17 protein-coding genes are annotated in these 13,297 nt (G+C 42.0%); 1 reads left to right on the top strand and 16 read right to left on the bottom strand.

Annotation, left to right across the window (positions count from 1 at the left end; genetic code table 11):
* Nucleotides 1–52 precede the first annotated feature (52 nt).
* The 11 genes from CSV76_RS11495 to CSV76_RS11445 form a co-directional block, all read right to left on the bottom strand.
* On the bottom strand, nt 53–2,113 hold the full coding sequence (locus CSV76_RS11495) for a DNA internalization-related competence protein ComEC/Rec2 (RefSeq protein WP_158232795.1): 2,061 nt from the start codon (nt 2,111–2,113) through the stop codon (nt 53–55).
* 218 nt (nt 2,114–2,331) lie between these two features.
* Nucleotides 2,332–2,895: a ComE operon protein 2 gene (locus CSV76_RS11490; RefSeq protein WP_085428900.1), complete on the bottom strand. Its 564-nt coding sequence runs from the start codon at nt 2,893–2,895 to the stop codon at nt 2,332–2,334.
* 13 nt (nt 2,896–2,908) lie between these two features.
* Nucleotides 2,909–3,565: a helix-hairpin-helix domain-containing protein gene (locus CSV76_RS11485; RefSeq protein ID WP_232319558.1), complete on the bottom strand. Its 657-nt coding sequence runs from the start codon at nt 3,563–3,565 to the stop codon at nt 2,909–2,911.
* Nucleotides 3,566–3,633: 68 nt separating this feature from the next.
* The gene (locus CSV76_RS11480) at nt 3,634–4,374 is read right to left on the bottom strand and encodes a class I SAM-dependent DNA methyltransferase (RefSeq protein WP_099625673.1); all 741 of its coding nucleotides are present in this window, start codon (nt 4,372–4,374) and stop codon (nt 3,634–3,636) included.
* The gene (gene rsfS, locus CSV76_RS11475) at nt 4,371–4,715 is read right to left on the bottom strand and encodes a ribosome silencing factor (protein WP_085428898.1); all 345 of its coding nucleotides are present in this window, start codon (nt 4,713–4,715) and stop codon (nt 4,371–4,373) included. The genes CSV76_RS11480 and rsfS overlap by 4 nt, the downstream gene beginning before the upstream one ends.
* A gap of 3 nt (nt 4,716–4,718) precedes the next feature.
* Nucleotides 4,719–5,291: a bis(5'-nucleosyl)-tetraphosphatase (symmetrical) YqeK gene (yqeK, locus tag CSV76_RS11470; protein WP_099625672.1), complete on the bottom strand. Its 573-nt coding sequence runs from the start codon at nt 5,289–5,291 to the stop codon at nt 4,719–4,721.
* Nucleotides 5,266–5,850: a nicotinate-nucleotide adenylyltransferase gene (locus tag CSV76_RS11465; protein ID WP_099625671.1), complete on the bottom strand. Its 585-nt coding sequence runs from the start codon at nt 5,848–5,850 to the stop codon at nt 5,266–5,268. The genes yqeK and CSV76_RS11465 overlap by 26 nt, the downstream gene beginning before the upstream one ends.
* 10 nt (nt 5,851–5,860) lie before the next feature.
* On the bottom strand, nt 5,861–6,151 hold the full coding sequence (gene yhbY / locus CSV76_RS11460) for a ribosome assembly RNA-binding protein YhbY (RefSeq protein WP_085428895.1): 291 nt from the start codon (nt 6,149–6,151) through the stop codon (nt 5,861–5,863).
* Between the two features lie 2 nt (nt 6,152–6,153).
* A complete protein-coding gene (gene aroE, locus CSV76_RS11455) occupies nt 6,154–6,975 on the bottom strand; it encodes a shikimate dehydrogenase (protein WP_099625670.1) in 822 nt (273 codons plus the stop codon).
* 22 nt (nt 6,976–6,997) lie between these two features.
* Nucleotides 6,998–8,098 carry a ribosome biogenesis GTPase YqeH gene (yqeH, locus tag CSV76_RS11450; protein ID WP_199170406.1) on the bottom strand — a complete coding sequence of 367 codons (1,101 nt, stop codon included), beginning with the start codon at nt 8,096–8,098 and terminating at the stop codon, nt 6,998–7,000.
* Nucleotides 8,099–8,100: 2 nt separating this feature from the next.
* Nucleotides 8,101–8,616, bottom strand: a complete 516-nt coding sequence (locus CSV76_RS11445; protein WP_099625668.1) for a YqeG family HAD IIIA-type phosphatase — start codon at nt 8,614–8,616, stop codon at nt 8,101–8,103.
* Nucleotides 8,617–8,771: 155 nt separating this feature from the next.
* On the opposite strand from CSV76_RS11445, the gene sigK reads away from it, so the two are divergent.
* On the top strand, nt 8,772–9,470 hold the full coding sequence (gene sigK, locus CSV76_RS11440; RefSeq protein ID WP_085428891.1) for an RNA polymerase sporulation sigma factor SigK: 699 nt from the start codon (nt 8,772–8,774) through the stop codon (nt 9,468–9,470).
* Between the two features lie 220 nt (nt 9,471–9,690).
* Here sigK and mtnN read toward each other — a convergent pair whose 3' ends face one another.
* The 5 genes from mtnN to CSV76_RS11415 form a co-directional block, all read right to left on the bottom strand.
* Nucleotides 9,691–10,383 (bottom strand): 5'-methylthioadenosine/S-adenosylhomocysteine nucleosidase, encoded by a 693-nt coding sequence (mtnN, locus tag CSV76_RS11435; RefSeq protein ID WP_085428890.1) that lies wholly within the window; start codon nt 10,381–10,383, stop codon nt 9,691–9,693.
* Nucleotides 10,384–10,454: 71 nt separating this feature from the next.
* Nucleotides 10,455–11,192, bottom strand: a complete 738-nt coding sequence (locus CSV76_RS11430) for a DUF1510 family protein (RefSeq protein WP_099625667.1) — start codon at nt 11,190–11,192, stop codon at nt 10,455–10,457.
* Between the two features lie 102 nt (nt 11,193–11,294).
* Nucleotides 11,295–11,771, bottom strand: coding sequence for a transcription elongation factor GreA (gene greA, locus CSV76_RS11425; RefSeq protein WP_085428888.1), 477 nt, complete (start codon nt 11,769–11,771; stop codon nt 11,295–11,297).
* Nucleotides 11,772–11,988: 217 nt separating this feature from the next.
* The gene (udk, locus tag CSV76_RS11420) at nt 11,989–12,624 is read right to left on the bottom strand and encodes a uridine kinase (protein ID WP_085428887.1); all 636 of its coding nucleotides are present in this window, start codon (nt 12,622–12,624) and stop codon (nt 11,989–11,991) included.
* Nucleotides 12,625–12,653: 29 nt separating this feature from the next.
* Complete coding sequence (locus CSV76_RS11415; RefSeq protein ID WP_099625666.1) at nt 12,654–13,289, bottom strand: O-methyltransferase; 636 nt, start codon at nt 13,287–13,289, stop codon at nt 12,654–12,656.
* Nucleotides 13,290–13,297 lie beyond the last annotated feature (8 nt).

Genomic DNA, 13,297 nt, shown 5'->3' with positions numbered 1-13,297 from the left:
TGTTTTATAAAGTAGACACATCCACCTAATTGGCGGATGTGTCTATTTGTTTTTAGCGACTAGATGTGGTCGTATACATACCATCCTTTACACGTAATTCAATAGTTCCTTGTTCCGCTGTCGACCAAAACTGAATGTCATGCTCAATGAAACGATTCACTACTTCTGCATGCGGATGTCCATAGCGACTATTTCTTCCTGCCGAAACAATAATAAACTCGGGCTGTAAGAAATTGATAAAAGGCTCTGTACTCGATGTTTTGCTGCCATGATGACCTGCTTTTAGCACAACACGTTGAAAATCTGCAGAGCGATACCTTTGCAAAAATCGCTGTTCTCCCTCTTTCTCCAAATCTCCAGGAAAGATGAAATGAAGATCATTCTTCTTCATGACCAGTATGAGTGAACTGTCATTGCCGTCATACATACGTTCTTCAGGCGCTACATATTGAAACTGATAATCACCTATATTCCAATTAAAGCCTTCCCCAACGAGTTGCACTGGAACTTTTTGTTCATTGGCCAATCGTAACACGTCTTCCATCGCTTTCTCTTGTTCGCTTCCAGGCGGTATATGAATCTCCTTCACGCGTAACTCTTCCATGACTTCATCCGCACCTTCCATATGATCAAGATCGGCATGAGAAATCATCAATCGGTCGATTTTCGTAATACCTTTTGCTTTTAAGTACGGCACAACGATATTTCGTCCAATTTCAAATGGCTGCTCAGGAGTTTTCCAATTCGCTTCACCAAAATGAACAACGCCACCAGTATCTATCATATACACTGCTTTTTTAAAAGGCATCTCGATAATCGTACTGTCCCCTTGTCCCACGTCGACGTACGAAACGATCGCGTCCCGATGTAGTATCGGTTTGATTTCCAAATAAAATGCCGGTAACAATAAGCCAGCGACACCTAGCGCAATACATTTTCTTCGTTCCAAAGAAACTAGAAATAGTAAGATCCCAAGAACCGCAAGCGCAGAACCTATTCCATCCGGCTGTCCCGGTGTCCACATTTGGTACGGAAATGAAGCAAACCAAGTGGTCATGCTAGCTATCCATTGTCTGATTGGTTCATACATGTGAAAAAGTAAACTGGCTAGCGGAGGGATTGTATACGTACAAACTAACAGTAATAAATTGGCTGGCAAAATAAATATGGAATACAAAGGGACATAGAACAAATTCGCGATAAAAGAAGAAATCGACAACTCAAAGAAGTGATACAACAAAATAGGATAAAGCGCGACTTGAGTAATGACGGTGACAAGAAAAGATACAACGAAACCATTTTTTGCCTGGCTTAAAATAGCGGACGAATACAATAAAGAGAATGCAGCTAAATAAGATAGCTGAAATCCAGGCTGGAATACGATATGGGGTTGCATCACGATAAAGAACAATGCGCTCATAGCCAGTGCATCATCTAGGCGCAATCTCAAATTCCCTGTAACCGCAAGTAATACAATCATCGTGACAGTGGCCGCACGCCAGACAGAAGGTGCTCCGCCAGCAATACATGCGTAAGTCGGCAAAAACACCAGTAATCCGTAGGTCACCCATTCTTTTCGAAAACCAACTCGCAAGAAGATTACCCGTATGAAAAACGTCAACAGTCCGACATGCAAACCAGAAATGGCAAACAAATGCGTGATCCCAAGCGTTTGATATTCTTTCTGCAAGAGTCGATCCATACTAGAACGGTCTCCGATCAATAATGCCTCTGCTTCCGTGACAAGTGAAGACGGAAAGTGCTCGTGAATATGTTGTTTGATAGAAAAGCGGTAATGCGAGAGTCGCGTTCGAAGTGTTGTGAGGGGCTGACTAGATGTGATACGCGTGGCTTCTAGAATTCCCGCTGCACCGTTCATTCGTAAATAGCGTGCCATATCGAATGAATAGTCATGGGCTGCCGGTTCCAATTCTTTCGGCTCCACTTCAGCTGTGAACAAAAACGTAGATAATCGCGCAGCTTGGAAGCGTTTCTTTTCGTGTTCGGAAGTTAGCGTATACATCATATAGACAATTGTACCGTCATGTAATGTAGCAAAACCCTTCACTTTAGCTCCATCGATCTTCACTTGATCTTTCCACTGAAATGTCATGACAGAATCGTTAGGAAGTGCTGTAGAATGACTGGAGAAATAGAAAAAAGAGAAACTAGCAAGAAGTGAGCAAAGAATTAGATGTAGATAATCTTTGCGCAAAAAGTAGAATGGTATGAGGAATAAAACATTTAAAAATAAAAGCGATCCTGAAAGCTCAGCTGCAAACGCAGAAATCGCTACAGGAATCGCTATATACATCCATCGTATCGATCGGATTAATTGCCAAATAAGTGATTCACCCTTTGTAAAAGGGCATCTAGTTCTTCAGGTTCAGCGCCAAGCTCTTGCATTTTCGTCAACATTTCGTTGAATAGTGAAAATTTCTCTTCACTGGCGAAGTCAATAGATCGCTCGTCAAACGGCACTTTTTCAATCTCGACACCCGCTTGCGCAAACAACTCGAGTGCATACTCGCTATTTCGGTAATCTTCCGCGTATTTAACACGTTCAATACCTGCCTGAATCAATGCTTTACTACATTGTAAACACGGGAAGTGTGTGACATAAATAGTTGCCTTTGCGACCGGTATGCCGTATTTAGCACATTGTAGTAATGCATTCATTTCTGAGTGTATCGTTCGAACGCAATGATTGTCCACGACATAACAGCCGTGTTCAATACAATGGTCTCCACCCGAAATTGAACCATTATAGCCGCCAGCAATAATACGCTGATCACGTACTAAAATGGACCCCACTGAGAGCCGTGTGCACGTGCTACGCATCGCCAGCAAATGACTTTGCGCCATGAAGAACTGATCCCAAGTAATTCGCTCCATACGGTTGCCTCCATCAATTAAGAATAATAAGTGGTTCTAATTTTTCAAATGTCTTGTCACCAATGCCTGACACATTTTTTATTCCATCCAATTGCGAAAAAGCGCCATGCTCTTCACGGTATTGTACAATCGCCGTAGCTTTTGCTGGACCGATGCCAGGAAGCGTTTGAAATTCACTTTCATTCGCTGCATTGATATTTACTTTCGAAGCGGAACTTTCAGACGAAGAAGTTGACGCCGCGGCTGGTTGCTCATATACCGGTGGTTCTTCTCCTGCGATCGGTACATAGACGACAGATTCATCCTGCAGTCTTTGCGCATGGTTCAACAACCTAGTGTCAGCGGCCTCCGTGTAACCTCCTGCTTTGTCGACTGCATCAAGCAAGCGATCACCTTCTTGCATCGAATAGAGTCCGGGATGTTTTACAGCACCTTTTACATCTACAAGAATAGCAACGGAGACCGCTTCAGCCACTAACTCGATCGGTGCTTCCACTTCTTTATTTTCTTCAGTAGTTTCAATTGGTTCAAATAGGGATTGTCCACGTTCTTCGGAAAGTTGGTCCGACGGTTCTCGGGGAAAGAACCAAACAGTGGAAAGTACAGCGAACGCTGCAATAGGAATGATCAATGTACGCCATTTTTCGGTAAAGAATGAACGGATAAACAACAATCCTTTCTTTCAGCACCGTATGGAGTCCCCTTCACTATACCCGATTGTGAAATACTATGGAAGACTTATTTCCGGACTTGGAAGAATATTCTTTCACTTTCTTCTTCAGGTGCTTCATCTTCCCAATCTGCAAAAATACGCTCAATATGAAATCCAACTTCTTCAAGCATTTGAACATATTCAGGTATCGCAAATGTTCGTTGCATATGTACTTCGTCAAAACGCTGATAAGAACCATCTTCCTGTCTTACGAAAAACGCCAACTCAGAATAAATAGAGTGAGTCTCGTCACCAGGAGCTGTTTGCCAAATATATGAAATACGTTGATTATCGAAAACAAAAGGACCTTCAAGGAAGATTTCATCCATTTTCTCTAACGAGTGCACATCAAATAGCAACACGCCACCTGTAGCAAGCGATTCATATACGCGGCGGAATGTTTCTAAGACATCTGCTTGTTTAATTACATAGTTTATGGAATCGATCGATATGACAGCTGCATCAAATGTCTCTTCTACGTCTAGTCGCTGCATCGGTTGCTCGATCAATGTAATATCAAGAGAAAGTGATTCTGCACGACGCGAAGCAACTTCGAGCATATCAGCGGAAAGATCGATACCGGTGACATGTGCTCCTTTTTTTGCGAGCATGGCGGACAGCAAGCCAGTTCCGCAACCAATATCCAATACTTTTTTCCCTGAAACGCCAGCAGACGCCAAATCGAGTAACTCGACATAGGCGTCATACGGGATATCATTCATTAGTTCGTCATAAATAGATGCGAACGCTGAATAGGAAGAACTCATACTTCATCCTCAACGTTTAATAACTGTGCGTCTCCCCATAACTTTTCTAAGTTATAGAATCCACGTTCATCTCTGTGGAATACATGAACGACTACATCTAGAAGATCGACTAAAATCCAACGACCTGCGTCGAATCCTTCTAAACGCTTCACTGGATAGCCTTCTTTTGAAGCTGCATCTGCTACTTCACGCGCGATCGCTTGTACTTGTCTTTCAGAGTTTGCATGACAAATGATGAATTGATCAGCAATTAGTGAAATTCCCTCCATGTTTAATACTACGATATCTTCTGCTTTCTTACTATCTACTGCTTCATAAGCTAATTCTAATAATGTTGGCATACTTCACTGTTCCTTTCTTCTACGTACATGGTCATTATAACAATCAAATGAATGAGGAAAAATGACTGCGTATCGCTGAACTAAAAATTTAAATGTGTGCTGGATACATTCGGTCATTTGATCTTCCAGCGGTTCTCCGTCAATACGTTGGCGAAGTTCTTCGATCCCCGGAAACTTTCTTCCTGGTTCAATTAAATCTGCAATATAAATTACTTTCTCTAGGTCGCTCATCCCAGCACGTCCTGTCGTATGGAAACGGACTGCCTGCAAGATGTCGTGATCTTCTACTCCGTAACGCTCTTTCGCAAGCATAGCTCCAACTGGCGCATGCCATAGTTCAGAGTGATACTGCGCATAGAGCTCGTAGTCTTCGTCACGCTTTAATAATTCGAGTAACTCGTCTTTATCCATAAATTTGGCATAATCATGAAATAGGCCAGCAATTTCAGCCTTTTCTACTGATACACCCACTTCTTCCGCTAACTTCTTTGCAGTTTCCGTGACACGTAACACATGTTCATAGCGTGCTTTTGGTAAGCGTTGTTCCAGATCAATTCGAACTTGTTGAAGATCCATATAATCTCTCCTCTCGAATATAAGCTTCGACAGAGGAAGGAATCAAAAGTTGCACAGTTCCTCCTTCTGCAAAACGCTGGCGGATCAATGTGGATGACAAATCAAGTTGAGGTGTTTCCACTAGTTGTACCGGGATTGCAGAAGCGTTAGTAGCACCTGGGCGCTTTACACCGACAAACGTAATAATATCGAGTAAATCTTCAATCCGATACCATGTCGGCAACTGATCGATCATATCCCCACCAATGATAAAATGAAAGTGAACATCGGGTTCGTCCAAAACTAATTGAGACATCGTATCGTATGTAAATGATACTCCGCCACGCTCAATTTCATACGAAGATGCACGCAAGCCTTCCACTTCATCTGCCGCTAGCTTCACCATTTGTAGACGTTGCTCTGCTGTTGCATCGCCCGTCGTAAGCTTATGCGGCGGGACTGCAGTAGGCATCAGCCATACTTCGTCCAGCTGCAGTGCATGACGCACTTCATTGGCGATCATTAAATGTCCAGTGTGCGGCGGATTGAAAGTTCCGCCCAAAATGCCAATTCGCTTCATCTGATTCTCCTTACGGTAATTGTATGCGTTTTTTCTCTGTCGATTCTCTGTATAAAACAATTGTGCTGCCGATGATTTGAACTACGTGAATACCCTTATACGCGCCAATCTTTTCAGCAATTTCTTTTTTGTCCTCGTCGCAGTTCTGAAGGACGCTTACTTTGAGTAGTTCACGTGCTTCTAGCGCTTCATCGATTTGAGCGAGGATTGCATCTGTCAGACCACTTTTCCCAATTTGGAATAATGAATCTAAATGATGTGCTTCGCTTCTTAAAAAACTTTTTTGTTTACCTGTTAACATGTTTACCCGCCAACTTTCATTGTAATCGTATCTGTCATTCTTTTCGTGTCAGGATAGACGCCTGTCCACTTGTCAAAAGCTAACGCGCCTTGATGGACGAACATTCCTACGCCATTCATCGTCTTGGCACCTGCTTGTTTTGCTTGTCGTAAAAATTCGGTTTCAAGCGGATTATAAATAATATCCGCCACTACGACACCACTTGCGATATTCTTTGGATCAAGTGGAATCCCTTCTTGCGCAAAGTTCATACCGACTGAAGTAGTTTGGACGACCAGTCCGAACTCCCCAAGACGTTCTTCTGCATCTTCAATAGATAGCGCATGACCGTCATCCATCGCTGTCGCCAGTTCTGCGGCCCTTGAAGCGGTCCTATTCGTGAAATAGAGTGGTCCATAGCCAGCTGACTGCAAAGCAAAGGCGATACCTCTAGCCGCTCCGCCAGCTCCTATAAGTAATACAGGACCTGTAACTGATTCGGAAAACTCCTCCAAAGACTTCACAAAACCTGCACCATCTGTATTGGCACCGATTAGTTTACCTTGATCGGTTTGGTAGACTGTATTCACCGCATTCATGACCCTCGCTGATTGATCCACTTCATCAAGGAAAGGAATAATTGCTTGTTTATGGGGTACTGTCACATTCCAACCGCTGCATCCGAGTGTACGCAAACTGTTGATCGTTTGTTCCAAGCTTCCCGCTGTTGCATGAATCGGTATATACGTCGCGTCCAAATCGTTTTCATCAAACCACTGATCGTGCATGACCGGTGACATCGATTGCGCGATCGGATCGCCTACTACCGCATACCATTTTTTCAATTGGTCATTCCTCCTAGCCCTATTAAATCAATGAAGGTCTGATTACGACATTCACACCTTTTGGTGCATGTACAGCCACTTTTACATTCGCATGCTGAATCGTAATCCAGCCAAGACCTGAAATAACTATGTCTGTCTTTGCTTCCTTAATCGAAAATTCATGGCGCACAAGTGGCGGCAAATTTTCGAGGGATGCAGGTCCAGGTGGAGAAAGCATGTCACCTAGATGATTTTTAAATAGCTCATCTGCATTTTCAAGCTTTGTCCGATGAACCGGTAATGCATTCGCTGCGTAAATATTGAATGAAGAACGTCCACCTTGAATGAAATCAAAACGTGCCAGTCCACCAATGAACAAAGTCTGTTCCGCATTCAGTTGATAGACTTTCGGCTTCAACTCTTTTTTCGGTGTAATTAATTTTAAATCGTGCGCATCTAAGTGATGGGCCATTTGGTGATCATTGATGATCCCTGGTGTATCCATCAGCATTTTTCCATCGTCCAATGGAATTTCTACTACATCAAGCGTTGTTCCAGGGAAATAAGACGTCGTAATGACATCCTCCATACCCGTCGCATCTTTGATGATCCGATTAATAAACGTAGATTTCCCTACATTCGTACAACCGACTACATAGACGTCTTTACCTTTACGGTATTTCTCGATTGCGTCGAGTGCTTCACTCATGCCGTTCCCTTTTACAGCAGAAACGAGCAAGACGTCAATCGGTTTTAAGCCAAGCTTTGCCGCTTCTGCCTTCATCCAATTCTTCACTCGTTGCGGATTAATCGCTTTCGGCAAAATATCTGCTTTATTACCGATCAACAAGATGTCTTTCTTGCCTACAAAGCGATGCAGGCCATTAATCCAGCTACCGTTGAAATCAAAGATATCCACGACTTTGACGATTAAACCTTGTTTCTCACCGATTCCATTTAGAATCGCTAAAAAATCGTCTCCTGATAAGGAAACTGGCTGTAGTTCATTATAGTTCCGTAATTTAAAACAACGCTGGCAAATAACATCTTCCTTCTCTAAAGAAGCAGGTGGTGCATAGCCTTCTGCAGTTTTATCGGTTGTTTGGATTGTAATACCGCATCCAATACATTTGATCAATTCCAAATTTAGTCCTCCCACGTAAGTAATCCTTTTCTTCTAAACCTTGCCATAATCCGTCGTTCAATCGCGCGGTTGAACTTCGTGATTGGCGCATCGGAACTTGCCACAGGGACGACCAATATCGTCTGTAACCCCACTCGATTCGCACCCAAGACATCTGTCAATAATTGATCACCAATCATAACGATTTCTTTTTTAGGCAATCCTAACGTAGCCATTGCTTGATAAAATGATCTCTTCAACGGCTTTCGCGCTTCGCAAATATACGGGATGCCTAACGGGTCACAAAAGTGACTAACGCGCTCTATATGGTTATTGGAAACAACTGTAATTTGTAAACCGGCATCGCGCATTGATTTGAACCATGCCATAATATCTTCCGTGGCATCTGCACGATCCCATTCAACGAGTGTATTGTCTAAATCCGTAATGATGCCCTTAATACCATTTTCAATCAGGTCTTCCGGTTTGATCAAAAATACTGATTTAACATATGCGCTCGGTAAAAAACGATTTAACACATTATCCTCTCCGCCCTACAACAAATTCTTGTCTGATTATAACATAGTTGTGTACTATGCACGCACAACTATGTCTGATTTTATCGCTTTTCTTGTCAGTGATAGACCATCCGTTGTTTGCATAGAGTAAACTACCAATAATCGGAGGTGGTCACATGAGCGGGTTTTTCCTGGCCGTCATGCAATTATGGTTAGAGATCCCCGCGCTAATCGGATACATCAGAGGTCAAGCTTTCCTTCGTCCGTTGTCCAAGAAGGAAGAAGCCGAATGCCTGAGACGATTAGCTGAAGGCGATGAAAGTGCACGAGATGAACTTATCGAACACAATATGCGTTTGGTCGCCCATATCGTCAAGAAGTTTCAACCGAAGCATGAACTGCTTGATGATTATATTTCAATCGGGGCGATTGGTCTGATGAAAGCCGTCAATAGCTTTACGCCAGACCGTAAAACAAAGCTTGCTACGTATGCTGCGCGCTGTATCGAAAATGAAATACTTATGTATTTACGAACACAGAAAAAGGTACAAAAAGATGTCTCCCTCTACGAACCAATCGGCATGGATAAAGACGGCCAATCCTTGGAAATCGCAGACCTCCTTCAAACAAACGACATACCTCCACAAACAACCGTAGAACAAAACGAACAAAAAGAGCGGCTATACCGACATTTGAACAAGCTAGATTCACGGGAGCTCGAAATCATCCAAAGACGATACGGCTTGTTAGACGATCAGCCGATGACCCAAAAAGAAATCGCAGAGCAATTAAATATTTCCAGAAGTTATGTTTCACGAATCGAGAAGCGGGCAATCGTCAAATTGTATCAATCGTTCAAGCATGAATATCAATAATACAAAAAGCGTTTCCGATCGTGCAACCTTGGGCCACAGCCCCCGCACACCGGAAACGCTTTAATTTTATTCTTAGTCAGCTTTAACCTCGCGTAAAATAATTAGTGCCAATAGTGCAGTGACGATAAATACTCCACCCATTAAGAATCCCATTGAATGTCCCTCCTCTCAACCAAACGAACTGCTGGTCTGTCTACTTAGTCATTTTATCATAGAACGATCAAAGTTTCGAGATGACACGCAAAACTATCTGTGACGAGTGTTTGGCAGCAAGCGGTAGAAATTCTTCGAAACTGACTGTGGATTCTTTTCCGGCAATATCAGATAGTGCACGGATTACTACACAACGTGTATTGAATTGATAACAAACTTGAGCAACAGCCGCAGCTTCCATTTCTACTGCGATCACTCGTGGAAATCTACTTTTAACTTGTAACACTTTTTCAGGATCATCCATGAAAGTATCAGCTGAAGCGATCGTACCTACACAATGTTCATATGTATCTAATTCAATGACGGCTTCTCTAGCGAAACCAATTAGTGTAGAATCTGAAGGGAAACTTGCAGGAAGTTGTGGTACTTGTCCTAGCTCGTATCCGAATGCGGTTACATCGACATCATGATGCAGGACATAATCCGATATGACAATCGTTCCTACTTCGAGTTCAGGATTTGTTCCACCCGCAGAACCTGTATTCAAGACTACGTCCGGTTTGTAGTTTTGTAGTAGGATTGTTGTTGCCATGGCAGCGTTTACTTTACCAATGCCACTCTTCGTCACAATCACTTGGTGCTTACCTACCTTACCTTCGATAAACTCACAGTTGCCGATCGTTGTAATCTTCCCAAGACCGATTTCTCTGCGCAATATTTCAACTTCTTCCTCCATTGCTCCTACGATTGCTATTTTCATTTATGCCCTCTCCTCTTTTTCACTAACTAGAATGTGCTGCAAAAAAGCAGCACATCGGTAGTTTGATATCCTTACTTCAATACATCCATTTTCACTGGTTTCCAGCCTTGACCGTCAACCCACTCTAGATATACTTTATATTTTTTGGAATTATCTTTACTTCTGACAATACCTTCTGATTTTTGAGGACTTCCTCCATTTTGAATGCGATCAAAATATAACTGATCTTCAGACAGTCCTGTCGCATAGGAGATGGCTTTCTTTTTTTCATTCCAATCGTCGGATTGACCATCGTACTTCGAGACGTGCTCGCCTGTTTGCTTTGTACCAACAGGTTTCCAGTCAGGATTTACAATAGCTTTCTTACCGGAATCAGAAGAAGTTTCTTTCTTCGGTTGCTCTTTTTTTGGTTGTTCCTTTTTCGGCTGTTCTTTTTTCGGTTCTTCTACTTTAGGTGCTTCCGGTTCTTCCACAACTTCATTTACCACTTCGTTAGTTTCTTCAGGAGCTTGAACTTCTGGCTCTTCCACTTCTGTTGGTTCAGAATCTTCCGTATCAGGCTTGTCCGTATCATCTTCATCATCTAAAACAATAGGTTCAATTGGTGCTGTATCGGACTGAGTAGATTCTTCGGGCTTTTCAATCGCTACTTCATTTTTGTCGTCATCACCTGTTATAAAAATAATAGCAACCACTGCAATCAGAAAAACTACGACGCCTATTGAAATATTCAATGCTCTATTCACTTTGTTTGCTTTACTACCTTGTTTTCTTGATGATCTTGAATACTTTGGACCTTCATCTGGCATTTTTGACGACTCCTTTACTATGAAATGAAACACAAATCCCGTAGTGGGAATTGATCAAAATAAGCAATACCGTCTTCTACAAATAAGAAGACGGTACGTGTGTCACTTTATCTCGAGTATCTCTACTGACATTTCACCGCCGGGAGTTTGAATCCTAACTTTTTCGTCTTTCTTACGACCAATTAATGCTTTTGCAATTGGTGAGTCGTTTGAGATCATACCTTCTAGAGGATTCGCTTCTGCTGATCCTACAATTGTATATGTCTCTTTGTCACCGTCAGGAATTTCTCTGAATGTGACCGTCTTACCTAATTGAACTTCATCCGTATTTAATTCATTTTCAGTAATAATGACTGCATTGCGAATCATTCCTTCAATAGAAGAAATCTTCCCTTCGACAAATGCCTGGTCTTCTTTCGCTGAATCGTACTCGGAGTTTTCCGATAAATCACCGTAACTACGTGCGATTTTGATTCTTTCTACTACTTCCACACGTTTAACCGTTTTCAAATACTCTAATTCTTCTTCTAACTTTGCTTTACCTGCAGCTGTCATTGGAAACTTTTTTTCTGAAACCATTTAATAACACTCCTCAAATTTCTGTTCATAAAAAATACTATGCCACACTAACTTTAATTATGTGACATAGTGGAACTATTTTAGTTTTAACTTTTCTTCTTTTCATTCCTTTTACTCGTCTGAACGAAAAAAAGCCCTTGCATGTCTTGCGCACATCCTCATTTACTTATATAAACAGGCGGATGTTGAATTGATTTAAAATTATGTCATCATCATATTATACTTCATCGACAGATGCAAGAATTGTTTTTATCTTCGTTACCATTAAATCAATCGCAACCGCGTTCTCGCCGCCTTCGGGAATGATTATATTAGCATACTTTTTTGTAGGTTCAATGAATTGATTGTGCATAGGACGAACAACCGTCATATATTGTTCTACGACAGAATCTACCGTCCGTCCACGATCATGGATGTCCCGTAAAATACGACGAATAATTCGTATATCTGAATCGGTATCAACAAACAACTTAATATCCATAAGATCACGCAAACGTTCATCTTCTAAGACTAATATTCCTTCAAGAATGATAACGTCTTGTGACTCTACCACTTCTTTTTCAGTCGCCCGTGTGTGCAAAGTATAATCATATGTCGGCTTTTCGATTGACTGTCTGTTGATCAACTGATGGATATGTTGAATCAGTAAATCTGTATCGAACGCTAGCGGATGATCATAATTCGTTTGTAATCTTTCATTAAATGCCAAATGTGATTGATCTTTATAGTAATCGTCTTGTTCAATGACAACGACTGAATGACCTTGGAATACTTCATGTATCTTTTTGGTGACACTAGTTTTTCCGGATCCTGAACCTCCGGTAATACCGATCACGACAGGTTTTTTCTTCACAACTATTCCCCTTTACGGTCTACTCTTCACTACTTTTTCACGGCTATCAAAATGCCGTCACCTATTGGTAACAATGACGTTTCATACTGTTCATTGCGCATCGCCCAGCTCGTGAATTGCTGCAAATTTCGAATCATTGTTCGGTTACGTTTTGGTATGTCTGCATCTTCCAACAGCACCATACCATGCATAAACATATTATCACAATAAATTACACCTAACGCACCAACAAGAGGACTGTATTTGTCGAAAAACTTTCGATATTGTCCTTTTGCTGCATCTATGAACAGTGCATCAAATGGTTGCTGTTGTAATGTCGTTTCATCCAGTTCCAGTGCATCTGCATGAATGATTGTGATGCGCTCTCGCAATCCGCTACGCTCAATGTTCTCGACTGCTTTCTCATAACGTTCCGTGTCGCGCTCGACTGTATAAATGATTGCGTCCGGAAACGCTTTTGCTAATCGAATAGCCGAATAGCCGATCGCACTTCCGATTTCGAGTATACGCTTAGGTTGCTGGATTTTCAGCAACCCGATCAACGTATAAAGACCTGCATCATCCATGATTGGCACACGGTGTTCTTCAGCGTAGCGTTCCATTTCAAGGATGAGCGGCTCTTTTCCTTCTGCAAAGCGGCTAATGTACGCAGTGTAGTCCGTCATATACACTT

The organism is Sporosarcina sp. P17b (genome assembly GCF_002743115.1).
GTDB classification, from domain to species: domain Bacteria; phylum Bacillota; class Bacilli; order Bacillales_A; family Planococcaceae; genus Sporosarcina; species Sporosarcina ureae_C.
The sequence above is the reverse complement of the archived record's forward strand: the minus strand, read 5'-3'. Positions and strand labels throughout refer to the sequence as shown.

Excerpts from the sequence above, each read along its gene's own strand:
- CSV76_RS11495 (WP_158232795.1), bottom strand. The coding sequence starts at position 2,113 with ATGACATTTCAGTGGAAAGATCAAGTGAAGATCGATGGAGCTAAAGTG.
- CSV76_RS11490 (WP_085428900.1), bottom strand. The coding sequence starts at position 2,895 with ATGGAGCGAATTACTTGGGATCAGTTCTTCATGGCGCAAAGTCATTTG.
- CSV76_RS11480 (WP_099625673.1), bottom strand. The coding sequence starts at position 4,374 with ATGAGTTCTTCCTATTCAGCGTTCGCATCTATTTATGACGAACTAATG.
- rsfS (WP_085428898.1), bottom strand. The coding sequence starts at position 4,715 with ATGCCAACATTATTAGAATTAGCTTATGAAGCAGTAGATAGTAAGAAA.
- yqeK (WP_099625672.1), bottom strand. The coding sequence starts at position 5,291 with ATGGATCTTCAACAAGTTCGAATTGATCTGGAACAACGCTTACCAAAA.
- CSV76_RS11465 (WP_099625671.1), bottom strand. The coding sequence starts at position 5,850 with ATGAAGCGAATTGGCATTTTGGGCGGAACTTTCAATCCGCCGCACACT.
- yhbY (WP_085428895.1), bottom strand. The coding sequence starts at position 6,151 with ATGTTAACAGGTAAACAAAAAAGTTTTTTAAGAAGCGAAGCACATCAT.
- sigK (WP_085428891.1), top strand. The coding sequence starts at position 8,772 with ATGAGCGGGTTTTTCCTGGCCGTCATGCAATTATGGTTAGAGATCCCC.
- mtnN (WP_085428890.1), bottom strand. The coding sequence starts at position 10,383 with ATGAAAATAGCAATCGTAGGAGCAATGGAGGAAGAAGTTGAAATATTG.
- CSV76_RS11430 (WP_099625667.1), bottom strand. The coding sequence starts at position 11,192 with ATGCCAGATGAAGGTCCAAAGTATTCAAGATCATCAAGAAAACAAGGT.
- greA (WP_085428888.1), bottom strand. The coding sequence starts at position 11,771 with ATGGTTTCAGAAAAAAAGTTTCCAATGACAGCTGCAGGTAAAGCAAAG.
- CSV76_RS11415 (WP_099625666.1), bottom strand. The coding sequence starts at position 13,289 with ATGACGGACTACACTGCGTACATTAGCCGCTTTGCAGAAGGAAAAGAG.